20 protein-coding genes are annotated in these 21,980 nt (G+C 45.1%); 13 read left to right on the top strand and 7 right to left on the bottom strand.

All coding sequences use genetic code 11. The features are described from left to right. The first annotated feature begins 70 nt into the window (after positions 1-70). The 5 genes from JX580_RS11090 to JX580_RS11070 are packed head-to-tail and all read left to right on the top strand — an operon-like array spanning position 71 to position 6,086. Positions 71-2,116 (top strand): TonB-dependent receptor plug domain-containing protein, encoded by a 2,046-nt coding sequence (locus JX580_RS11090; RefSeq protein ID WP_248850603.1) that lies wholly within the window; start codon positions 71-73, stop codon positions 2,114-2,116. Between the two features lie 36 nt (positions 2,117-2,152). After that, positions 2,153-3,280 (top strand): hypothetical protein, encoded by a 1,128-nt coding sequence (locus JX580_RS11085; RefSeq protein WP_248850602.1) that lies wholly within the window; start codon positions 2,153-2,155, stop codon positions 3,278-3,280. 47 nt (positions 3,281-3,327) lie between these two features. Beyond that, positions 3,328-4,251, top strand: a complete 924-nt coding sequence (locus tag JX580_RS11080) for a heme/hemin ABC transporter substrate-binding protein (protein WP_248850601.1) — start codon at positions 3,328-3,330, stop codon at positions 4,249-4,251. Next, entirely contained in the window at positions 4,252-5,283 is a 1,032-nt protein-coding gene (locus JX580_RS11075) for a FecCD family ABC transporter permease (RefSeq protein WP_248850600.1), read from the top strand. A 2-nt stretch (positions 5,284-5,285) separates the two neighbouring features. Then, positions 5,286-6,086, top strand: coding sequence for a heme ABC transporter ATP-binding protein (locus JX580_RS11070; protein WP_432758394.1), 801 nt, complete (start codon positions 5,286-5,288; stop codon positions 6,084-6,086). 23 nt (positions 6,087-6,109) lie between these two features. Here JX580_RS11070 and JX580_RS11065 read toward each other — a convergent pair whose 3' ends face one another. The 4 genes from JX580_RS11065 to JX580_RS11050 all read right to left on the bottom strand — a co-directional run bounded on the left by JX580_RS11065 (position 6,110) and on the right by JX580_RS11050 (position 10,670). Further along, positions 6,110-7,042 carry a DNA/RNA non-specific endonuclease gene (locus JX580_RS11065; protein ID WP_248850598.1) on the bottom strand — a complete coding sequence of 311 codons (933 nt, stop codon included), beginning with the start codon at positions 7,040-7,042 and terminating at the stop codon, positions 6,110-6,112. 109 nt (positions 7,043-7,151) lie between these two features. After that, positions 7,152-7,781 (bottom strand): rhodanese-like domain-containing protein, encoded by a 630-nt coding sequence (locus JX580_RS11060; RefSeq protein ID WP_248850597.1) that lies wholly within the window; start codon positions 7,779-7,781, stop codon positions 7,152-7,154. A gap of 94 nt (positions 7,782-7,875) precedes the next feature. Beyond that, positions 7,876-8,664, bottom strand: a complete 789-nt coding sequence (locus tag JX580_RS11055; RefSeq protein WP_248850596.1) for a methyltransferase domain-containing protein — start codon at positions 8,662-8,664, stop codon at positions 7,876-7,878. Next, on the bottom strand, positions 8,661-10,670 hold the full coding sequence (locus tag JX580_RS11050) for an EAL domain-containing protein (protein WP_248850595.1): 2,010 nt from the start codon (positions 10,668-10,670) through the stop codon (positions 8,661-8,663). Before JX580_RS11050 ends, JX580_RS11055 begins: the two co-directional genes overlap by 4 nt. A 292-nt stretch (positions 10,671-10,962) precedes the next feature. Here JX580_RS11050 and JX580_RS11045 point away from each other — a divergent pair, with 292 nt between their 5' ends. The 3 genes from JX580_RS11045 to JX580_RS11035 all read left to right on the top strand — a co-directional run bounded on the left by JX580_RS11045 (position 10,963) and on the right by JX580_RS11035 (position 13,920). Then, on the top strand, positions 10,963-11,220 hold the full coding sequence (locus JX580_RS11045; protein WP_248850594.1) for a hypothetical protein: 258 nt from the start codon (positions 10,963-10,965) through the stop codon (positions 11,218-11,220). A 37-nt stretch (positions 11,221-11,257) separates the two neighbouring features. Further along, a complete protein-coding gene (locus JX580_RS11040) occupies positions 11,258-13,297 on the top strand; it encodes a TonB-dependent receptor family protein (protein WP_248850593.1) in 2,040 nt (679 codons plus the stop codon). A 110-nt stretch (positions 13,298-13,407) separates the two neighbouring features. Continuing rightward, complete coding sequence (locus JX580_RS11035; RefSeq protein WP_248850592.1) at positions 13,408-13,920, top strand: ferritin; 513 nt, start codon at positions 13,408-13,410, stop codon at positions 13,918-13,920. Positions 13,921-14,507: 587 nt separating this feature from the next. On the opposite strand, the gene JX580_RS11030 is transcribed toward JX580_RS11035, so the two are convergent. Continuing rightward, positions 14,508-14,885: a DUF6746 family protein gene (locus JX580_RS11030; protein WP_248850591.1), complete on the bottom strand. Its 378-nt coding sequence runs from the start codon at positions 14,883-14,885 to the stop codon at positions 14,508-14,510. Between the two features lie 488 nt (positions 14,886-15,373). Between JX580_RS11030 and JX580_RS11025 the strand changes: the two genes are divergently transcribed. From JX580_RS11025 to JX580_RS11015, 3 genes are all read left to right on the top strand, one after another. Then, positions 15,374-17,494 (top strand): TonB-dependent receptor plug domain-containing protein, encoded by a 2,121-nt coding sequence (locus tag JX580_RS11025; protein WP_248850590.1) that lies wholly within the window; start codon positions 15,374-15,376, stop codon positions 17,492-17,494. Positions 17,495-17,557: 63 nt separating this feature from the next. Continuing rightward, positions 17,558-18,055: a hypothetical protein gene (locus JX580_RS11020; protein ID WP_248850589.1), complete on the top strand. Its 498-nt coding sequence runs from the start codon at positions 17,558-17,560 to the stop codon at positions 18,053-18,055. Between the two features lie 94 nt (positions 18,056-18,149). Continuing rightward, entirely contained in the window at positions 18,150-19,034 is an 885-nt protein-coding gene (locus tag JX580_RS11015; RefSeq protein WP_248850588.1) for a hypothetical protein, read from the top strand. 69 nt (positions 19,035-19,103) lie between these two features. Here the strand turns inward: JX580_RS11015 and JX580_RS11010 are convergent, their stop codons facing one another. After that, positions 19,104-19,970, bottom strand: coding sequence for a hypothetical protein (locus JX580_RS11010; RefSeq protein ID WP_248850587.1), 867 nt, complete (start codon positions 19,968-19,970; stop codon positions 19,104-19,106). 96 nt (positions 19,971-20,066) lie between these two features. Here JX580_RS11010 and JX580_RS11005 point away from each other — a divergent pair, with 96 nt between their 5' ends. Beyond that, a complete protein-coding gene (locus JX580_RS11005; RefSeq protein ID WP_248850586.1) occupies positions 20,067-20,696 on the top strand; it encodes a hypothetical protein in 630 nt (209 codons plus the stop codon). Here the strand turns inward: JX580_RS11005 and JX580_RS11000 are convergent. Beyond that, positions 20,693-20,890 (bottom strand): hypothetical protein, encoded by a 198-nt coding sequence (locus tag JX580_RS11000; protein ID WP_248850585.1) that lies wholly within the window; start codon positions 20,888-20,890, stop codon positions 20,693-20,695. The two genes, JX580_RS11005 and JX580_RS11000, sit on opposite strands and share 4 nt — an antisense overlap. A gap of 101 nt (positions 20,891-20,991) precedes the next feature. On the opposite strand from JX580_RS11000, the gene queF reads away from it, so the two are divergent. Next, positions 20,992-21,816, top strand: a complete 825-nt coding sequence (queF, locus tag JX580_RS10995; RefSeq protein ID WP_248850584.1) for an NADPH-dependent 7-cyano-7-deazaguanine reductase QueF — start codon at positions 20,992-20,994, stop codon at positions 21,814-21,816. Positions 21,817-21,980: the final 164 nt, after the last annotated feature.

Below are 21,980 nucleotides of genomic sequence, written 5' to 3'. Positions count from 1 at the left end.
GCTTGTTGACTTAAATCATATATGCAATGATAATGATTTGCAATATTTTATTTAAAAGAAATTTAAGTCCATGATGTTGTTTTGTAAAAGACGCCCCACAAAATTCAAATATCGAAAATGGTTGCATTGGGTATTTGCTGGCTTGTTTTCAGGCACAGCCAATTCATCAGGCAATGGCTGTGTTGTCCCTGAATGTCAGCAAAACCAGCTAGAAAGGATTCAAGTGGTGAGTTCAACCAAAACTGAGCGAAGCCTAGCTGATGTACCGGTCAGAACTCAAGTGGTGAATGCAGAGCAGGTTGAACGACTGCATGCCAAAGATCTCAATGAAGCGCTGAAATATGTACCCGGTCTGCAGCTACGTCCGATTCATGGCAAAAGTGGTTATGGTATTTGGCTGCAAGGTTTGGACGCGAATCGGGTTTTGGTATTAGTGGATGGTCATCCGGTTTCCGCCAGTACCGGTTCGGCGGTCGATACCACGCAGGTTGCGGTAACGGATATCGAGCGAATTGAAATTATCAAAGGTGCGATGTCGGCTTTATATGGCACCTCTGCGATGGGTGGCGTGGTCAATATCATTACACGCAAACCTGAGCAAGGTGTATCCGCATCGGTGACAACCAGTGGGGGCAGTTATGGCGAGCAGAATGTGGGGTCCAATCCGTTTGCAATGCACCATTTAAAAGCACAATGGCATCTCAGTCGAGAGCAGTTTGACATAGGTTTTTTAGGGGATGTGCGTCATTCCGATGGTTTCAGTAATAACCCTGATAGCTATAGCACTCAAGGTTGGGCGGGCTATAAAGCGAATGTCGGTTTGCAATTGGGTTATCGCCCGACTGAAGCAACAAAAATACGTTTTTCACCGAGGCGTTATCAAGAGGACTTGTTAACCAAAACCACACAGCGCAACCCGCCCTTTGTCAATCAAGTTGAAAAGATTGACTTGACGAGTACAGACTACTTGGGTCTGACGTTAAACCATCAGTTCGAGCAAGGCAGTGACCTGCAACTGAGCCTTATGCATGAGCAGTTTGATGGCGAAACCCAGCAAAATACTATTCTGACTTCTTTTGTTGACCAGCAACGTAATACCGACATCAATCAAAAGTTGGCCTCAGTGCAATATAACCTGCCGTTAGGGAACCATTTATTGACCCTGGGTGCCCAGGCCTCAACCCATTCAATGCAAGTGGTGCAAACCAAACGTTTCAACAATGCACCGGCTCAACGGATTGTGGAGGTGGATAACCAACGTGCACAAACTCAAGAGCTGTTTGCTCAGAACAGTTGGTTTGTGAATGACCAATGGGAGTTGATGCCGGGCTTGCGTTTGCATCGAGATAAAACCTTTGGTGAGCATTTGGCACCGATGGTGAATGGGGTTTATCGCCAGCAAACGACAAGCGGCCAAGTGAACTGGCGTTTGGGCTTGGGCAATGGTTACCGCGTGCCGGATTTAAAAGAGCGTTATTACCTATTTGATCATAGTCATATTGGCTACAAGGTGATGGGCAATGCGGATTTGCAACCGGAAAGTTCGACCAGTTTTCAGGCAGGGGTGGAATGGTTAGCGCAGGATCGACGGTTTGAGCTGAGTCTGTTCCGCAATGAAATCAAAAACCTGATTGAAACTGATGAAGACCAGGCGGAATCGGCAGCGCAACAATTGTTGATCTATCGTTACCGCAACTTTGCCGAAGCCTTAACCCAAGGGGTTGAGCTAAATGGATTCGTTCCATTGAATTCGGCATTGAGTCTGGATGTCGGTTATAGCTTTATGCAGGCCAAAGATCGACTAACGAAAAAAGACTTGCCGCGCAGACCGACTCACGAAGTGAAATTAGGGCTTGATTGGGCGTCACCACAACCAGGCCTGGTGCTTTCTGTTAAAGCCAATTTCCAATCGGCTCAATTTGAAAACAGTGATAACACCAGCGAAACCCCGGCATTTACCGTCTGGGATATCAAGGCGAATTATGAATTGAACCGGCAATGGTTGTTATTTGCCGGTGTCGATAACCTGACCAGTGTGCAAAAAGATTTTACCCTAGCGGATAGCCGGCCGGAACAACCAAGGTATGTTTATGTCGGTGCCCGTTGGCAGTATTAGTTTTATTTTTAAATAGTAATAAGGGAGTTAACAAAAATGAGTCTAGTTAAAAAAACAAGTGTGGTATTACTGTCAGCCGCGATGTTCGGTTTGCACGGCTGTTTAGATAGTTCGAGTGATAGTGCAGGGAAAGAAGGTAACAACTTATCTATTCAAACGGCATTGCTTAATGCTTCTGCAACGGGTTCGGGTTCAGCCCCTGCACATTTGAATTTGGCAAATGGTTCGACTGTTTCGCAAGACGGTGATTGGCATTTTGCCTATCAACGGTTTGTCGGTTTTAAAACCAACAGTGGGTTTTCTGGGACGGGCGATGTGAAATCCTGTATTGCCCATCAATTTGCGGATTTGTATGACGAGCAAGGTCAACCAGTTAAAGCGGCCTTTGAGGCGAAAACACTCGAAAACACCCTAGCTGGTTTTGAAGAGGTCACCAAAACGAGTTGCACACCGGAACAGGTCGATACGTTAAAGACCCAGCTATCGAGTGCAGGTTGGTGGTCACAAAACCCAGATTACGATATGGCTTCAGGCATCATTACCGGCCCAAATGAGGCAAAAAATCGTTGGATTTTACGTTCGGCTTCAAAAACGGGTGAAGTCTATCAGTATGCACGAATTGGTTTTAAAGAGTTCAAAACACGGACATCCGAGTTGACCTTGACCATTGAAAAATGGAATGGCAGTAGCTGGGATGCCCCGATAGAGAGTGTGGCGATTAATTTTTCGGGTGCCCCCGCTTATTGGGATTTAGAAACCAATAGTCTAGTTACCGACAGCGATGATTGGGAAATTCGTTTTGAGTCGGCGAATCGAAGTACCAAAATTCAACTTAATGGCGGGGTCTCAGGTTCAGGATCGGCAGGGGTTGGTCAGCTGGTTGGCGATAACCCGGATGCACGAAATGTCACTAATCCAACTGATATAAACCAAGTACCGGTTTTTGCAGCAGATACCGTGATCAGTACGATGTCGAAGCCAGGCAGTTATGGCGCATTTCATTATGCGGTAGGGGGCGGAAACCATGCGATGTGGCCAACTTTCACGACCTATCTGTTTGAAGACGGGGGGCGTTATTTCAAAGCACAGGTGATCAGCAATACCGGTCCCACGGGCGCTGATCCAAGTGGCAATCTTGTAGTGCGTTATGCAGAGTTACCTTAGCACTTTGCGCTCACTGTGAAAAGTGGATCTATCTAAAAGGAGCAACTATGATAAAAAGTCATATTTTTAGTAACCAGGCCTGGTGGTTTGTTGTAGGATTTATCGGTCTGGTTTTGTTGATGGGTTTGGGGCATAAAGCGCAGGCTGCGGAGCGGATTGTTACGATTGATGGCTCGGTTACAGAAATTGTGTTTGCGCTCGGATTAGGCGATAAAGTGGTCGGGCGTGACATTACCAGTCGTTACCCTGAGGCGGTGAACGACCTGCCGGATGTGGGTTATATGCGCCAACTCACGGTTGAGGGGGTCTTGTCACTGAGTCCGGATTTAATTATTGCGACCAGTGATGCCAAGCCCAGCAAAACCCTAGATCGGCTTCAGGCATCGGGTATTCGGGTTGAGATTATAGAAAATACGCCCAGTTTAGACGGTATTATGCATAAGGTTGAGCAGATTGCGGCGGTGTTGGGTGTGCCGGAGCGAGGTCGTGATCTTAATCAGGTTATCGCGCAGGAATTTGATCAAGCTATCGCGATCATTGCTGAGCAACAGGCTAGCGGAGCGAGTCAACCGCAAGGGATTTTTGTTTTAACCGTGCGCAATGGTAATTTGTCGGTAGCCGGAAAAGGCAGTCGTGCCAACGAACTTCTGAAGATGATTGGCGTGACCAATCCAGTGGAGCAGCAGATCTATAATTACCAGCAGTTGTCAGCAGAAGCGGCTATTAATATTAATCCAGATTTTATTTTTATGCTGGAACAGGGTGTCAGTATGTCAGGAGGTAAGCAAGCCGTGTTAAATAATCCGGTGTTGAAGCATACGCAGGCGTTTGACCAGCAGCGTTTAATTATCATGCCGAATGATGCCTTGAACTTTGGTCCTAGATTGGGGCAAATGATCAGCCATGTTTATCAACAATGGCAGCAAGAATCAAGCGCAACACGCCATACGGCTAAAAACGGGAATCAATAAGTGAGATTAATTAAATGTGCGCCTTGCGGCTTATCGGTATTGGTGGTTGTGGTGCTGCTGATGGCCGTGGTGTCCATGACGATAGGTGCGATTCAGATTGGCTGGCTAGATGTGGTGCTGGCGTTGTTTGGGTTATCGGATAATGCGCAGTGGAATTGGGTGGTGCAGGAGATCCGTTTGCCGCGTGTGATTCTGGGGATACTGGTCGGTGCCGGTCTTGCTGTGGCCGGTGCGGCCATGCAGGGATTGTTTCGCAACCCTTTAGCCGATCCAGGCCTGGTTGGTGTGTCCACCGGTGCGGCGTTGGCGGCGGTGTCGGTGATTGTATTGGGATCGACTTATCTTGCCGGTTGGACAGCTATGACCGGCTATTATGCGGTGCCGATTGCCGCATTTTTGGGCGGCTTAACGATTACTTGGCTGATTTATCAAATCGCCACCAAAGATGGCCGAACCGATGTCGCGCTGATGCTGTTGGCGGGGATTGCGATTAATGCAATTGCCGGTGCGGCCACAGGGGTCTTGACCTATTATTCAACCGATGAAGCCTTGCGCAGCTTGACCTTCTGGACGATGGGTTCCTTGGCAAGTGCAACCTGGACAGATGTATTGGTATCGGGTATTCCGATTTTGTTGGCTATAGGTTTATTACCCTATTTTGCCTTAACCCTGAATGCGTTTTTAATGGGAGAAAGAGTCAGCGAACATATCGGTTTTAATGTCAAGCTGGCCAAGCGTGCGATCATCGTTTTGACCGCATTGAGTGTGGGTGCAGCGGTCGCAGTCAGTGGGGTGATTGGGTTTGTCGGCTTGGTCGCGCCACATCTGGTGCGTTTGTTGTTAGGGCCTGATCATCGTTGGGTATTGCCTGGTAGTGCCTTAATGGGCGCGATTTTAGTGATTTTGTCTGATTCGATTGCCAGAATAATTGTTGCCCCGGCGGAGTTACCTATCGGGCTGGTGATGGCTGCGATTGGTGGGCCGTTCTTCCTTGCCTTGTTACTCCAGCGTCGTAACCGAGTTGGTTTTTAAGGATGAGTATGATTTCAGTAGAAGACTTTAATTTAACGCTGAATGGCAAAGCGATTTTGCAACAGGTTTCAGTAGAGATTGAAGCGGGTGAAGTGTTTGTGATTTTGGGACCCAATGGCGCGGGTAAATCCAGTTTACTCAAGGTGTTGGCGGGTGAGCTCGAGGCTTATAAGCCCGCCGTACAATTTCATCAACGTCCATTATCCAGTTATGCGCCGCGTGAGTTGGCGCAGTTGCGTGCGGTCATGCCGCAATCGGTGCATTTGGATTTCCCGTTTTTGGCGGAAGAAGTGGTTAGTATGGCGATTCCTTATGCCGGCAAAGCGGAAGTAAAGCGCCGAGTAGACGAGGCGTTGGCGTTGTTTGATGTCAGTCATTTTGCTCAGCGCAACTATCTCACCTTGTCCGGTGGCGAGCAACAACGGGTGCAGTTGGCACGGGTGTTGGCGCAAATATTAACGGCGGCTAAACAAGCTGAACAGACGGGCGGCTTGCCACCGTTATTGTTGCTGGATGAATGCACCTCCAGCTTGGATTTAGCCCACCAGCAGCAGGTGTTTAAGGTACTGCGCCGTTTGGCGCGCGATGTCAAGATGGCGGTCGTGGCGGTGTTGCATGACCTAAACTTGGCATCACAATATGCCGACCGCGCGTTGTTATTGTCGGAAGGCAAAATCGTTCAACAAGGGCCGGTTCATCAGGTCCTAACTCAATCGACGATTGAAGCCGTGTATCAAACACCGGTTGAGATTATCGAGCGCCCTGACCGTTATCTGGTGATCGTGCCTGTTGAATCGCGTTAGCAAAAACCAGCAGGCCTGCTGGTTTAGTATCGTGCGCGCTGGTTGGCGATGCGTTGATTGAATTGCCAGCTTTGTGGGTCAATCAGGGTTTCTACATAGGCTTCAACCGCATCATCGAGCTTGTGAAAAAAGTCCAAACCGGTTTGTTGTTCTATGTCACGAACGCTGACCAAAAAGTCACTTAAATCTTCGTTACCGTTTAGATTTTGCGGCATGATGAAGGCCAGTACTTTCGGTGGCTCATTCGGGTCCTCAGCTTCGCGAATAAATATTTTGTAGAAGGCTTTAGGAATCGCAATCATTTTGTAACCGGGTAGGAATTGCGGTTTTTCATCAAAAATTGGCCCTGTGACTACCCAAAAAGCCCCTAGGTTATCGGAAAAGTGATTGGCGGCAATTTCTTCAAGACGCTGCCAAGCTCGGCGATTAAGATTGGGGCGTTGGGGGGTAATGTTGGTCATCAGAAAGGTTTGATGTTGAGCATTTTGTCCATAGCGAGTCGCAATCACATGGTTAGGCGCCATGTGACCCCGATCATAACCGGTTCCGGTATAGTCATCGTGGTTTACACAGGGGAAATGTAACCAGCAGCGCAGGCTGCGCCAATCGTGAACAAAGCGGTCAGGTCGTGGCAAACGCTGGATATTATCGGGTTTGGGCAGAACCTGATACTTGACCCAAAGAGGGTTGCCGAAGATTTCCGAATAACCAACCATAAAGGCTTCATTTCGAATAACCCGTGTGGTCAGCTCCATCTTCCAGTCTTGGTGTTTGGGAATACCTTCAAATGCCATCGCTGGGCGGGCAATATAGACTTCATAGCTATACCAACCGCCGCCAAAAATGACAAGAATCGTCAGAATTTGTAGCTTAGTTTTTAAACGGTTTTTTTTGAACGGGCTGGCAGCACCCGCAGTTTTTTTGGCTTGCTTTTGCCAAAACTTTAACAAGGACATAAGGTTTCCTAGCGTATCAAATTAAAATGGAGATCATTATAAATCTGAAGCCGCGAGGGCGCATAAAAAAAGCCGCGTTTAAGCGGCTTGAGATGATTTCGATGTGATTTTAGTATTTAACACCGTAGGTTTTGAAATAAACCTTGTCTTCTTGGATGTCGTAGGTCCAGGGTAGGTTAGCATTTTTCCAACCATTCACTAAACGGAAGCCTTTTTTGTCACCTTCGCGAACCACACCGCCTTCAAAACCGCCGAGTAATAGATAGACATTCTTATAGCCGTATTGATGAAGTACATTTGCCATAGGTGCTGCGCGTTCAGAGGCTGAACGGCACATTACAATGATTTTACTTTCGTTGTCACCGTCTAAGTCAGCTAGTTTTTCTTCAAAATCGCTAATCCAGTTAGGGTGCGGAACAGGCATATAGCGTGGCATGTTTTGATGGGTATCCATTTGTGAATAATCAAACATCACTGAAGGTAGCATAATGTTTGTTAAAGGGGTGTAGCCAACAAACATCCATTCTTCAGGCGTGCGTACATCAACAAAAATAACACTTTTATCCTCGGTAACCATGTCGTAGGCTTGTTGTGGGGTCACATACAGACCCTGAGGGATTTGATGGTTTTCGTTTTTGGGTGCCGGTGAAGGAGAGTGAGGTAGTGCGTTAGCTTGCACGGTAGCGGTGCTGAACATCGCAGCGGAAAGTAAACTTGCATAGAGCCATTTGTTTTTCATGGGTATTTTCCTTGATAACGATTGGGTTGGACAATTTATTCAATATAATTATATTATTATTTTCTAATATGTAAACGTTTTTTATTGGTTGGCGTTATTTTGCTTTACGTTGGGCAAGGAGGTGAATGTAGCGTCCCATGTCACGGTAGGTGGGGGTGCGACAGTATTGATATTCAAGCGCCATTAATTCATCTAAATCGCTTTTTTCTATCACCTCCGGTCGCAAGTAGTCATGGAATACACGAATGCCGGTGTGTTCTTGAACGTCAAACCCCCAGTCAGTTAACCAGGCCTGGACCTCATGCGGATAGTGTGGATTGGGAGGGGTCAGTTTTTTACCTGTGCCGATATAGGCATCATCAAGGATCATACGCCAACGCCATTCACCTTTTAACATATTGGTGTACACAATCGCATTTCGATTGTAAAACAACAGCGAAAGATAGCCGCCAGGCTTAACCTTTTGTACTAGGGTTTCTAGGGTTTGTTTAGGTTGGGCGAGCCATTCCAATACCGCGTGAAATAATACCAAGTCAAATACGGGTAAATCTTTTGCCAAGTCTTGCGCTGGGCCTTGGATAAAGTTTGCATTCAGCTTAGCTTGTTCAAAGTTTTGCTGCGCGTGATAAAGCATATTTTTTGATAGATCAGAGAGGGTGAGTTGGTGACCGGATTCAGCTAGCCATTGACTGATTTGACCAAAACCGCATCCGGCATCCCAAATATCAAGCGGCGCAACGACCAGGCCTGGTTGTTTCACGTGAAACCTTTGTAAGTCTTCTTTAAGTAATTTAAGACGCCATTCGCCTTTCAGGGTGCCATAAACTTTTTCTGCAAACTTATCGACGAGTCGGTCAAAATTTCGGTCTTGTTTTGTTTTCATAGATAGGGAATCGTTTTCTCGAATTCAATTTGCGGTTGCGGACGTCCATATAGAAAGCCTTGATAACAATAGCAGCCCAATTGGGCAAGTATTTGCTGTTGTTCAATTTGTTCAACGCCCTCAGCTATTACATTCAGCTCGAGTTCTTTAGCTAGAGTAATAATCATCTTGGCTATGGAAACATCATTGTGATTATGTGTAATGTCTTTCACAAAGCTTTGGTCAATTTTGAGTTGGTTGAGCGGAAGGCGCTTTAGGTAATTCAGCGATGAATAGCCGGTGCCAAAATCATCTAAAGAAAATTGAATACCAAGCGATTTAAGATCAGACATTTTCTGCATAACTTGTTCAATATCTGCAACGAAAAGTGACTCGGTTAACTCTAGTTTAAGTCGATTGGCGGGTGCTCCGGTGGTTTGTAAAGCGAGCGAAACCTGTTCGATAAAATCAGCTTGATAAAATTGGTGCGCACTAACATTCACGGCTAGGGTTAGATGTGCAAACCGTGCATCCGTTTGCCATTGATTTAGCGTTTGACAGGCACGGGTTAACACCCATTGCCCAATAGTCAAAATCAATCCGGTTTCTTCCGCAGTCGGTAAAAAAGTGACCGGGTTTAATAATCCCCGTTTTGGGTGATGCCAGCGAATCAGCGCTTCAGCACCAAAGATGTAGCCATTGCTATCAACTTGAGCTTGATAGTAAAGTTCAAAGTGCTGCTCGAGAACAGCCGTGCGCAAGTCCTTCTCAAGCCATGTTCGGGCGCTAACAAGCGCGAGCATGTCTTGATGAAAGAGTTTATAGGTATTGCGACCACTGTATTTCGCTTGGTACATAGCCACTTCTGCAAATTTTAGTAATTGCGAAGGGTTCTGATTCTTGGTGTCTAAGACCGCACAGCCCGCGCTGAAGGTTACCTGATAGTCTCGCTGGTCAATAAGGTAAGGCTTGCTCATTTTTTCTAGCAAAGACTGGGTAAAATCGACCAGCGATTGCTCAGTGATGCAGGCGTTATTTTTCAGCTGATCACACAGAATCACAAATTCATCACCACTCAAGCGGCCTACAAAATGCGCTGAACTATAGTGGGTTTCTAGCCGCTTAGCGACGGCATAAAGCAGTTTGTCGCCAAAATGGTGCCCGAGTGTATCGTTAAGCAGTTTAAAGTTGTCAATATCAATCAGCACAAGTCCTGCGCGAGCCGGATGGGGGGCTGTCAGCGTTTGGTTAACCAGGTGCCGATTGGGCAAATGGGTTAAGCTATCATAAAGTGCCAAACGCTCAATCCGTTTACCTGCATCATCCAGTTTTGTTTGATGACGCCAAGCTAGAATAAAGCCAAGTAACCCGATTATCCAAACAATAAGATGGGTTAAGCTTAGTTCTATCCGGCGTTTAGATTGACGTTCTAGAAAAGACTTCATCGGTAAATAGGTGGCAATGCCGCCCCTTATGTCACCAACCTTATAACCCTGTTGTGCATGGCATTTCATGCAGTTTTCATCCACGATAAAAGGCACCATCATTTTAAGATAAGGTTCATTATCGATCTTATCCAGTGATTGATACTTCTCAACCTTGATTTCAAACGATTCCAGCGCTTTTTGCTCCCATTCATCAGGAATATTATAAGGGTTGATTGGGTTTAGGCTGGTGATGACGGTTTTGCTGCCATATTGGTCACCATAATAGAGTTGAATTTCTCGAATCATATAGGCTGGATTTAGCAAGGTTAAAGCCTTACCGGATTGGGTGGTGACATCCCGTTCAGGAACATTTAAATAGGGGTTAGCTGGCGTGCGTTCTGTCGGCGGAACATAGATGCCACCATGTGAATTGGCCCAGTTGCGATAGCTCAGGTCTTTATTTAGCGTCGCGCTAGCTGCGGCTTCAGCAGATTGAAGGGTGGCTTGCCATAGGCTGTAAAAATGATAACCCAAAGAGGCCGCCGCTAACACAGACCAGAGCGTGATCGTAAGGATGAATTTGTGGGTGGTGGAGGTCATGAGCAATTGTCCTTATAAGGATAGATAGATTTTAGCATTCACGGACGGGTTTATTGATTTATTTGGTTTACAGTTAGCGTAATTTGCATGTTTTAGGATCGGATTTATAGAGGATGTCAACTCTTATCAAATTAATAGCTATTTGCATTTGACTTCTGATTTGGGCTTAAGTAGACTATTGATTCTAATTGATAGTTATTATCAATTCTTTTATGTATATCAAGTTGTATAGGATTTAAATAGTTCATTTAGTCATTGCAAGCAAATTGTGGCTAAAAAGTAGGGTATCGCTGTGACCAAGCAAACTCAAACAGTAAATGTAACACTCTCCGAAGCGAAATTGATTGAGTTGTTTAGACTTGGCGTGTTGTGCGCTGCGGATCTGCATTGTTTAGATACCGCGAGCCGCGACAAAGTTCAGCAGGCCTGCCTTAGCACTTGTGCACTGGCGTTATGTGAGCAGTGTTCTTGTCATGACTGTCCGATGCATCTTGTAAAACCCAAACCGCAAAATATTAACTGGCTTAAACAACCAGGCCTGGTTGAATAGGCTGATAAAAACTAACTAAGTTATCTGAGGGAAGTTCATGTCAAAAAGAAACCTAGCGTTAAAAACACTTGTAATTAGTATGGCGTCTGCGATGGCCGCGCCTGTTATAGCTGAAACAAAGCAATTGCCGCGTATTGATGTTATCGGTCAGGGTGAAGATGCGGTTACTAAGCAACCGGGTTCGGTAGCCATTGTGACCAAAGAAGAGCTGGAATTACAACAACCCTTGTCTACTGAAGATGCATTGCGTCGCGTACCGGGTATCAATATTAAAGGCGAAGAAGAGACGGCGGTGGTCGCAAACATTGGTTTGAGAGGGTTAAGTGCATCTGAAGCTAAATCGCTCATCTTAGAAGACGGTGTTCCGGTTGCGCCAGGTTTGTTTATTGGAAATGGGCGTTATTACAATCCACGTATTCAACGTATGGAAAGTATTGAGGTAGTGAAGGGTGCAGCCTCGTTACGCTATGGTCCTTCTACAATTGGCGGGGTCATTAACTATCAAACGAAAACCCCAGATGATGGTGTATTGATCAGTGGACGTGTTGGTTCACATAATATGCGAGAAGCAATGGTCGAAGCGGGTGGCAGTTCTGCCTCGGGTGATGCGTTTGCTGGTATTGTTGCCACTAAGGCTCAGAGTGATGGCTTTATGGGCAAGGGTTATGATATGGAAGATATCATGATCAAGGCAGGGATGGCACTTGGCGATAATCAAATGCTGGGGATAAAGTTTTCGCATCACGCGAATGACGCAAATATCTCATATCGCGGATTGCTTTGGGATGATTATAAAGCGGGTAAAACCTATAATCCTGCGCCGAATGATTGGTATTTAACCACGAGAAAAGCGTTTGATATTAACCATGAAATTCAACTGAATGACGATGTTAAATTGCGAACCCTGATCTATTGGAGTGATGTAACGCGTGATTATTGGCGATATGGTGTTGATACGGCCGCTTCGAATGCAGCAGGCCGCTGGGTTTATACTGACAGCCTCACCGGTAACAACCGTACTTGGGAGCGGGTTGGTTTGGACACGCGATTGAATTTTAATCATGCTGCGTTCGGTTTAGCCAATGAAGCTGAAATGGGCTTGCGTGTGTTTACAGAAAAGTCAAACGACACTCGTATTCGTGCAACACGCACTCAAGACAGAACTGGGGTTAATGATCGCCATCAAATTGATTCAGCCAATAGTTACGCGGTTTACGGCCAAAATAAATTCATGGTTAATGACCGTCTAGCGATCACACCAGGCCTGCGTATTGAAAGTTATGAACAAAAACGCTTGGTGCTAACTTCAAATAATGACTCAGAAACAACATCAAATACTGAAATTTTGCCTGGTTTAGGGATGACCTATCAGCTTAACCCGATGGCACAGGTTTATGGGGGCGTGTATCGCGCGTTTTCACCAGCTGAAAACGGCGTGGCGTTGGATGGCTTAACTGACCAGCAACTCGAAGCAGAGCGCTCTACTAACGTTGAATTGGGTGTTAGGGGCGCTTCTGACTCAATACGATATGAGCTAACAGCCTTTCATATGGATTTTTCCAATCAGGTTGTAACGGGTAATTCTGATCCAAACCTATCCCGTTCCAATGCAGGAAAAACCCTTCATCAAGGTGTTGAAGCTGCGTTTGGCATTGATTTGCAAGGAGGGTTTTCAATTGACACCAATTTAACCTATATCCCAACTTCAAAATTTGAAAGTGGAGATAACAAGGGTAACCGAATTAGCTATTCACCTGAATTGATCGCAAATTTAATTTTGGGTTATCAAACGGGCGGTTTAAGAACAGAGCTAGCGATACATCATACGGGTGAACAGTATGGTGATAGTGCGAATACCAAAGAGATTCCAGCTAATGCAGCAGGCGGAATCTGGGGCGGTAAACTTGATGCCTATACCACGGCTAATTTAAATGTTAACTACCGTGTTAACCAGCAACTCGCGGTATTTGGTGCCGTTAAAAACTTGACTGATGAACGTTATATTGCGGGTCTGCGCCAAGGGATTTATGTTGGACCAGAGCGTTCGTTTGAGCTGGGTGCGAAGTATAAGTTTTAAACCTAAATCTTCTCGTCAACCAGGGTTTAATTCTCTTCCCTGTGTTGTTTTATTTTATCTATAATGGCGTTAATGCCCCGCTGTTGGGGCGCGTCATTAAGGAGAAAACCATGTTAAAACCAGAAATGATTGCAAAATTGAATGAGCAGATTACGGCGGAAATGTATGCCTCTAATCTGTATTTACAAATGTCGGCTTGGTGTGAAGCGCAAGGCTTGTCGGGTGCAGCGGCGTTTTTCCGCCAACATGTGCCGGAAGAGTTGATGCACCGCGATAAGTTTATTGATTATTTGATTGAATGTGATGCGCCGGTAACGGTCGGTGCGGTCGCTGCACCGCCCACAGAGTTTAAAAACCTGGTGGATGTGATTAATAAAGCCTTTGAGCATGAGCTTAAAGTGACTGCGTTAATCAATGTGATGGCTGAAATGGCATTGGATTTTAAAGACTTCAATACCTTTAATATGTTGCAGTATTTTATTGCTGAACAGCGTGAAGAAGAAGTCTTATTCCGTGGTATTTTGGATCAGGTTAAATTGGTGGCGTTTAAAGGTGAAACCGGTGAAGCGATGTATCTGATTAACCAATATTTACAGCGTTTGGCGGCAAGCTCTAAACATTAATTTTCGTTAATTTTTTGTGTTTTCCTAGTTAGTTTAAGCCGAGCTTGTCTCGGCTTTTTTGTTCTTCCAATGCGCTAAAAATAATGAAAATAATTCTTGATAAGCTTTGCTGGTTGTGTATAATAGAAATCGTTATCAATTACAGCAGTTAAAACTTGGAGGCTTTATGAACACAGATGCAAACAAATTAGACTCGGCAACGCAGGGTTTGGTCATTGTTTGTTTAGTTATTTCGTTGGCAACCATGGTATTTTCTGCTGTGTTAGCCGGTTAGTTTTATCGGTTAATGCGTTGGTATAGTTTTTATTGTTTTTCTTATGTCTCTTTAGTCCTTAACTCGGCAGCTTCGGCTGCCATTTTTTTGTTTTTTATGTCTCCTCATTTAGTCCTTATCGCCGAGCTTGCCTCGGCTTTTTTTGTTGAAAACGGTAAAAATTGAAATATTACATGGTATAATTACGTATTGACTGAATAGGGCATTAATCACAACGTGAAGCCTTGTTGAGCATTGATAATCTGTTCGGCTTGATCGTCGCCCAGCTCGATACGTCCCAATCAAGGGACGTTTTTTATAGACTGAAATTACGTTACCTAACCAACAAACCCGATTGTTCTAGATAAATACGGCCTTGATCGCGTGCGGTATCGTATTGTGCTTTTTCACTGGCTTGATGCACTTCTTCGAGCGTTTCAGCCGTGGTCTCCACATGGATTTTGATGCGTTCAATCGCATTTTCCAGTGTATAGGTCAACTGATGAATATCCGCCATGTCTTTAGGGGTTAAGGACTCCTTGGCGACGATGGCGGCCAGCTTGGGATTATATTCTGCTAAATTCGCCACCGCCTGTTCATAGGTTTCGGAAGGCACGCCTTTAAAATGCTTCACTCCGTGATCGGAAGCTTGCGCTCCAAGGCTCGACAAACCTAAGCTTAAAACACCTACTGCAAACAATGATTTTTTCATAACAAACAGCTCCAAATTTATTTGTGGTGAAATTAAATCGAATGGTACAACAAAATAGATACCGCTGCACTGACGGATCTCAGCTTGCCACAAGACTTACTAGGCTAACGATCGCAAATCACAGGGTTAGCACCAATCCAATAATACCAATAACTTAATGCAAGCAGTAAACTCATACCGAGCGAGACCTGTCTGAATCAAGCCAGGCCTGCTAGGCTCGTCGCGAATAGCATTGAAACCAAGACGCGAATGTGAAGTTGACCAATATAAAATTATTATAAAGGTTGGTTTGATAGCTTGAATTTATATGAGCATATATGCCGTGAGTCATCTTTATTAAAGAATGTTGGACGGTATTGCTATTTGAGTTTTTTATAAGCGCATTAATTGTGTTGCAATTATTATCTATATTTATAATAATAAGAACAGTTTTTATTACTATGTTATTTAGTGATTAATTTATGCTTCGTTATTGTAGAAGGATTAAGATGATGCGTTTAAAACCTCTTGCAGCTTTGTGTTGTGTTTCTTTGTGTTCTGTGCCGGCTTGGGCGGATCTTTCGTTGGAAAAAATCACCGTGACCTCCGCGACTAAAACCGAACGTGCGTTAGAGCAAACAGCGGTGTCGGTTGAAGTGATTGATGAGCAGACGATTAAAGCCATCGGTGCGACCACGTTTGGTGATATTTTGCGTCATAGTGAAGGGGTGTTTATGAACCCAGATCAACGCGCGATGTCGATTCGTGGCGCGAGCGCGAAAGGGGTGTTGTTGTTGATTGATGGTCGTCGTGTCGCGTCGGAGTTTACAAAAAACTATGATTCGGGGCGGATTCCGGTTGCCAGCATTGAGCGCGTGGAGATTATAAAAGGGCCGATGGCGGCGCTTTATGGTTCGGATGCGTTAGGCGGTGTAATTAATATCATTACCAAATCGCCTCAAGACGGCATGGAGTCGAGCATCAGTGTGAGTGGTGGTTCGAGTCTTAAGGGCGAAGCGGGGCAGGTGCAGATTGATGCTGATCTTCGCGGGCGTTCGGGTGCGACTGGTTATAGTGCTTGGTTTAGTGCGCAAAGCCGTGACGCTTACACCGAAACAGAAACCGCCAATATTCGTGTCGGGCAAGGGGGGGAGCAGCGCCGTCCTTCGGAACTGCAAGGTCCGCCTAACTCGCCTTTTGGTCAGTTGCGTAACAACTTGGATGACCAGTATGCCGTTGATACCAGCTATCGCGCCAAGGCGGATGTGATGAATATAGGCGGTAAACTGACCCATCAATTGAACGAACAGCTTGAGCTGAATGCGCGTTTGAGTTTAATGACCGAAACCCATCAAACGAGCGGTATTGCGAATGTGTATGAGTCCAATCAAACGAATCCACAGAACAATCAAAAAATTCGTGTGCAGAATGTGCCTTATCGTCAAGCGATGGATAACGAGCGCATTGAAACCGGGGTGGGCGCGAAGCTCGAACTGAGCGAGCAGCTTAGGCTAGAGTGGCAGTCCGATTTGTCTTATTACAAAAAACAAGATGAGGTCACGACTGATTTATGGCAAGAGTTGGGGTATGCCAGCCGCGAAGACTCTGCCGGGCTAACCGGGGATGGCAAGGTTTACATTCAGCAACACAGTGTAAACAGTTTTTGGACATCGCAAGCCGGCCATCAGATTTTGGCAGGCGTGGAGTATTTTGAAGATAAGCGCGATGCGGCGTTTTTTGACCGTGATGGCAAAATGACGACCAAAACCCTCGACAACAAATCCGCTTTTGCCCAATACGAGTGGCAGGTGTCGGCACCTTGGTCGATTATCGGCGGCCTGCGTTATGACGATACTACCAGTGGAGGCGATGCGACCACCGCCAATCTTGGCACGGTTTATCAACTGAATCCGATGATGAACCTGCGCGCGCGTTATGCCCAGGGTTTTCGCGCACCGGATGCCCAAGAACTCTATATCAATCGCTTTAATCCTCAGGGGCGTCGCTTTGTGGGGTCACAGGTGGTCGATGCTTCGATTAACAAACAGGCGTTCGATCTGAAGGCCGAAAAGAGCGAAAACATTGAGTTGGGCATCAGCGGGCGTAACCAGGCCTGGTTCTATGATCTTGCGGTGTTTAATACTGAAATTTCGGACAATATTTTGCGCCAAAACACCCAAGATTATCTAAGTTTTAGAAATGCTAAGTCGGTGACGATTCAAGGTATGGACGCGCGGATAGGTTGGAAAATGCATTCCGATGTCGATATCGATCTGGCGTTAAATCTTCTGGATACCAAGGATAAAGAAACCCAGCAACGCTTGGAGTACACGCCGGATTTTGTGGCGCGCTTGGGGGTGAATTATCAGGTTGCGCCTAGTTTTAAAACCCGTGTCGATGTTCAACATGTTGGCGATCAGCTATACAGCATAACCTCAAAGGGGCAAACCCGCTATCTTGAAACAGACGCCTATACCCTTGTGAATCTCAACCTAAACTATGCGCCAAGCCAATGGCAGCAAGCAGAAATTTTTGGCGGGGTGAATAACCTGTTTAACGCCAAAGTCGATAAAGAACTCGGTTCCGATCCGGGCACCTTTATTCATGCCGGTGTGCGTGTGTATTTTTAAAGCTATTTAATCATTTGAATCATCTGCGCTCGTCCACGGGCGCATTAAAAAAGGAATTAGACTATGAAAAATCAAACAAGCTTTTGCGTTTCATTTAAACCTTTAGCAGCAGGCCTGGTGATCGCCGGTATGTTGGCATTTTCCGCTGTTCAGGCTAAAACCCCTGCGCAGGACGTGGCACAGGCGAATGGCTTGTGCAAAAACAGCTATTCATTGATTTCGTATGAATTGCGTCCACGCAGTGTGCCGCGTTTTATTATGGCGCTGGAAGGCGATTTAGCCTTGAGCCCTGAGCAGCGCCAGCAGCTTAAACAGGTCACGGACTATGTGCCGAAAAATGTGTTGCCCATGCGTGATGAAATCAAGGCTTTTGAAACCAAAATTGTTGAGGATTTTGTGCAAAACGGTCAAACCCCAGAGCAATTAGCCAGCCGATTAGACGAGCTACAAGCCATGAAGCGCCGCCTAGCCGAAGAAGAGATTCGGGTTTTTAATCAGATTAAAGACCTGCTCACCCCGGCACAATATCAAGAAGCAGTGAAGCGCGCCAGCGGTGAATAATCTTTTCTTTATTAAAGCTAATGATAATAGTTGCCATTTGTGTTAATTTTGGTAAACTGGTCGCAACCTAGTCACTCATGTAGGAGGTTCAGCAATGATTGCTTTGGAGCGCAAGGTTTTACCTGCGACACAGATGGTTCATCACGACGTGGCCGGATTTTTGAAAGGTTTGTCTGTCTTTGGTGATTGGCAAGCCTGTCTCGTCACTGAAGGCTTAAAGCACCATGTTGTGAATCAGTTTTCTAGCATGCGAACCCGGGGGCAGCGTATTATGGGCGAAGCGCCGGGTATTCAGGCCTCGTTTTTTAGTCAAAAAATTTATGCTGTTGCAGTAGATTGGTTGGATGGTCTGTGTTTTTTGAACTTTAAAGACAGGGCGGGCGTGCCCCATTATCGCTTGAGGTCTTTGGCTGAGCCGGGTTCGGTTTTGGCTGAGCGATTGAAGGATTGGGTGGCGGCGTTTGCAAGCCAAAATAGCATCGGGTTCAAACGATTTAATGCTTGTCGTCAAACAAGGCAGATTGATAAGGATGCGGTGCGCCAAGCTTGGCAACAATTAGTCCATCCGCAGCAAGCCGCCAGTATTTTTAAAGCGCATCAGTATCAATTGTTGGATCTTTACCAGGCTTTGTCGCCTGATTTTGCCAAGCAAATGGATCGTCAATTTATCTTGCAGGTGATTGAAACTTGCCGCAATGAGCGGTTAAGTTTATCCTTTACCGCACGCAATGCATGCCTGACACAAGCCCATGTGGGTCGAATTAAGCAGGGTCTTGATGACGAACAGCACATTGTTATTCGTGACACTGGTTTTAAGTTGGAGTTAAGTGATTTGTCATCATTGGGTGTTTGGCAGTTACGGATTCCAAGCAGACATAAGGTTATTCATCAAATCAAATTGTTTAATCGCTTGGGTCAAGAAATCCTGTCTATTGATTCGCCACGTCCATCAGTTGTCTGGAATAATCTATTTGTTTGACAGATTTCTGCTTTAGTTATCTTTGCCCTGATTTCATTTCCGTGAACTCAGGGCATTTTATTAGTTATGTTAAATCCAAGCGCTGATGCTGAGTGCCAGTTTCCCTTTCTGATCGACTAATATTATTTGCTCCAGTTTGCCTGAAGCTGTCTGTTGCTGCCAGCGCCAAATGTGCTTGATCGCGTTGAGGTTGAGCTGGCATTTAAACCCGGCGTCACCCAATATAAGTTGTTGGTTGAGTTGAAGCAGGTTAATTATTTTTCCGTGATGAGATTGCATACAGCTCAGGTTATGACTGGTAATTTGAACTTTATTTTCTCGCAACTTAATGCCGCTTAGTCGGTGAGCAAAATCTTCTGAGCTTAGTGCTTCCGGTTGGTCATTATGCGCTTGGGTGAATCGGTGAAAGTCGAATTGGAAGTTGTTCAGCAGGTTGTCCGCTTGGTGGAGCGTGCTGATTTGTTTCCAGTCCTGTTCAAATTCGCCTTTTATGGGTTGCCGAAGGGTTGATTGTTTTAGTGGTGTGGACTTATAAATAAGCGGAACGCGGTCTTCAAAGGCCGCGCAATAACTGTCAAGAGCGTCTGCCTGTTCACTGTGTTTTTCGTTAAGCGATTTGAAGTACTGACAAAGATCTCGAGCTTGATCCAATGCAAATAGATGGCGTTTGTGATTGCTTGAGCAAGATTCAATATATTTCCATTCGTTTGTTTTTAATTGGATGCGAGTTTGATTAGTAAAACAGTTTAAAGTTTGTTGATCTTGATGGATATTAACCTTATTAAAATGCGTAATGATCTCATGTTGACCTAGGCTGTTGATTAATCCCGATTTCCAGTAACCTTGATTTTCCAATCCTTTAATAAACAATGGGAACAGGGCTTTTATGTAACCGCCTTCAAGCGCGCCTCGAGTTGGAAGATTTAGTGGTTGCATGATTTCCTCCTTAAAGTTAAAAACTATTATCATTTGCAATTGATTTAAATAATACAATAAATGATAATGATTAGCAATCAAAAAAGGAGTAAAAACATGTTAACAATCTACCAAAGATCAGCGTCCCAGTACGGGGCTAAGGTGTCCTCAGTTGGACAGAGTTTATTGGTCAATCAAAAACAACGCTGTGCTTCCCTGATTGTGCCGCATCAGCCGGCCTTGCTCGATAGGTTGGCACTCAGAAACGACTGGAGATTGTTGGCTTACCGCGAAAACTTGGATAGCATATTGGCGCAATATAAGGTAACGCGTCCTCAGGCTTATCGACAGTTTAATGAGGGGGTTAGTGCTTTAAAACCTGAACGGGTCTGTGATCTATTTGAGGCCATTAGTAATCAACAACTTGATTTTGAAATGACTTTGTTTAGTTTAGGTGTAGCTTGTCATTACGCAAATAAAAAACAAGATTTTGCGGTGCAACCAGGCCTGGTTAAAGCCCAGTCAACGAATCATAGTCTTTTTATAACCACTCGGGCGATTGATAGTTTATGGTTGATTACCAAAACCTTTGCAGATGGGATTGAACTGATGATCGAAGCCTTTGATCGATATCATCGGCCTGTGTTGTTTTTGTCACCAGCAGCCAAGCAGCAGCGTGGGTTTGGTCAGTTATCCAGTTGGTTGGAGGCCCTAAAAGATGGGTATGCAGCGGTACAGTGCGCTTAACTGAGCATCAGTAGAACCGTGAGTATAAAGCCGCCGAAATAAAAGATGAAGCTGAATTGAAGCATGCGCTTGTTCGCTTGGCGACTATTTAGCTTTTCAAATTTTGGATGTTTTCTTAGTTGGATAAACCCTAGCCATAAAGCCGCAAGTCCACCAAAGGTAAGAATAAATCCCCAGAAGAGCGCGTTGAGCATTCTATTTCCTTTTCGAATATCACAAATTTGTCATGTTAGTTTAATACCGCTAGATGATAAAATTATGACAGTTAACTTATTTGTGGTTTAAAAGGGGTGTTATGGGTCAAGGTCATGTTGAATTAAGTCCGTTGGGAAAAAATGTCGTTTATTGTTCTCAATATAATCCTGGTTTGCTATTTCCTATCGCCCGCAAGCTAAAGCGCGATGAATTAGCGATGCCTGAGCTGCTGCCGTTTCGGGGGGCGGATATATGGACGGCTTATGAATTGTCATGGCTGAACCTAAAGGGTAAGCCGATGGTCGCGGTGGGGGAGTTTGAGTTTCCTGTTGATTCGCCCAATATCATCGAATCTAAGTCTTTCAAGCTTTATTTGAACTCCTTTAATGGGTCACGCTTTGCCAGTCAAACTGAGGTAATTGAATATTTAACCCGCGATCTGTCTGCAGCCAGTGGTGGTAAAGTTAAAGTTAAAATGAAGCTTGTTGGTGAGCCGCAAGCCTTGGTCGGTGAGATTGAAGATGCGTTTTGCTTAGATCATCAGGATATTGAAATCCATGATTATCAGCTTAATACTGATTACTTAAGCACCTTAGACAAGGAGGTCGAACAAACAGTCTATAGCAATCTTTTGAAGTCGAATTGTTTGGTGACCGGCCAGCCGGATTGGGGAACGGTTGTGATTAGTTATCGAGGAAAACAGATTGAACCTACCGGTTTGCTTCGTTATATTGTATCTTACCGTGAACATATGGAGTTTCACGAGCAGTGCGTAGAACGGATTTTTATGGATCTACAGCGCCATTGCCAGCCCGAAGCTTTAACGGTTTATGCGCGTTATGTGCGCCGGGGTGGTTTGGACATCAACCCTTATCGTTCTAACTTTCAACCGCATGTCAAGATGCCACGCTTGGTACGCCAGTAAGTGAATTATTAGACTTTTCTAATCTAAAGAAATGAATCGATATGATGTCCTAGTTTGATCTATAATTAAAGTGTGAATAAATTAGTTTTATAAATATATTTTATACTGATATTATATTTATTTTAGCAAATGAAATCGTTATTACTGGCGGTTTCTTGAATTCA

The organism is Thiomicrospira microaerophila (assembly GCF_023278225.1).
GTDB classification, from domain to species: Bacteria; Pseudomonadota; Gammaproteobacteria; order Thiomicrospirales; family Thiomicrospiraceae; genus Thiomicrospira; species Thiomicrospira microaerophila_A.
The sequence above is the reverse complement of the archived record's forward strand: the minus strand, read 5'-3'. Positions and strand labels throughout refer to the sequence as shown.

Coding starts and splice junctions, on each gene's coding strand:
- JX580_RS11090 (WP_248850603.1), top strand. CDS start 71: ATGATGTTGTTTTGTAAAAGACGCCCCACAAAATTCAAATATCGAAAA.
- JX580_RS11085 (WP_248850602.1), top strand. CDS start 2,153: ATGAGTCTAGTTAAAAAAACAAGTGTGGTATTACTGTCAGCCGCGATG.
- JX580_RS11080 (WP_248850601.1), top strand. CDS start 3,328: ATGATAAAAAGTCATATTTTTAGTAACCAGGCCTGGTGGTTTGTTGTA.
- JX580_RS11070 (WP_432758394.1), top strand. CDS start 5,286: ATGAGTATGATTTCAGTAGAAGACTTTAATTTAACGCTGAATGGCAAA.
- JX580_RS11065 (WP_248850598.1), bottom strand. CDS start 7,042: ATGTCCTTGTTAAAGTTTTGGCAAAAGCAAGCCAAAAAAACTGCGGGT.
- JX580_RS11060 (WP_248850597.1), bottom strand. CDS start 7,781: ATGAAAAACAAATGGCTCTATGCAAGTTTACTTTCCGCTGCGATGTTC.
- JX580_RS11055 (WP_248850596.1), bottom strand. CDS start 8,664: ATGAAAACAAAACAAGACCGAAATTTTGACCGACTCGTCGATAAGTTT.
- JX580_RS11050 (WP_248850595.1), bottom strand. CDS start 10,670: ATGACCTCCACCACCCACAAATTCATCCTTACGATCACGCTCTGGTCT.
- JX580_RS11040 (WP_248850593.1), top strand. CDS start 11,258: ATGTCAAAAAGAAACCTAGCGTTAAAAACACTTGTAATTAGTATGGCG.
- JX580_RS11035 (WP_248850592.1), top strand. CDS start 13,408: ATGTTAAAACCAGAAATGATTGCAAAATTGAATGAGCAGATTACGGCG.
- JX580_RS11030 (WP_248850591.1), bottom strand. CDS start 14,885: ATGAAAAAATCATTGTTTGCAGTAGGTGTTTTAAGCTTAGGTTTGTCG.
- JX580_RS11025 (WP_248850590.1), top strand. CDS start 15,374: ATGATGCGTTTAAAACCTCTTGCAGCTTTGTGTTGTGTTTCTTTGTGT.
- JX580_RS11020 (WP_248850589.1), top strand. CDS start 17,558: ATGAAAAATCAAACAAGCTTTTGCGTTTCATTTAAACCTTTAGCAGCA.
- JX580_RS11015 (WP_248850588.1), top strand. CDS start 18,150: ATGATTGCTTTGGAGCGCAAGGTTTTACCTGCGACACAGATGGTTCAT.
- JX580_RS11010 (WP_248850587.1), bottom strand. CDS start 19,970: ATGCAACCACTAAATCTTCCAACTCGAGGCGCGCTTGAAGGCGGTTAC.
- JX580_RS11005 (WP_248850586.1), top strand. CDS start 20,067: ATGTTAACAATCTACCAAAGATCAGCGTCCCAGTACGGGGCTAAGGTG.
- JX580_RS11000 (WP_248850585.1), bottom strand. CDS start 20,890: ATGCTCAACGCGCTCTTCTGGGGATTTATTCTTACCTTTGGTGGACTT.
- queF (WP_248850584.1), top strand. CDS start 20,992: ATGGGTCAAGGTCATGTTGAATTAAGTCCGTTGGGAAAAAATGTCGTT.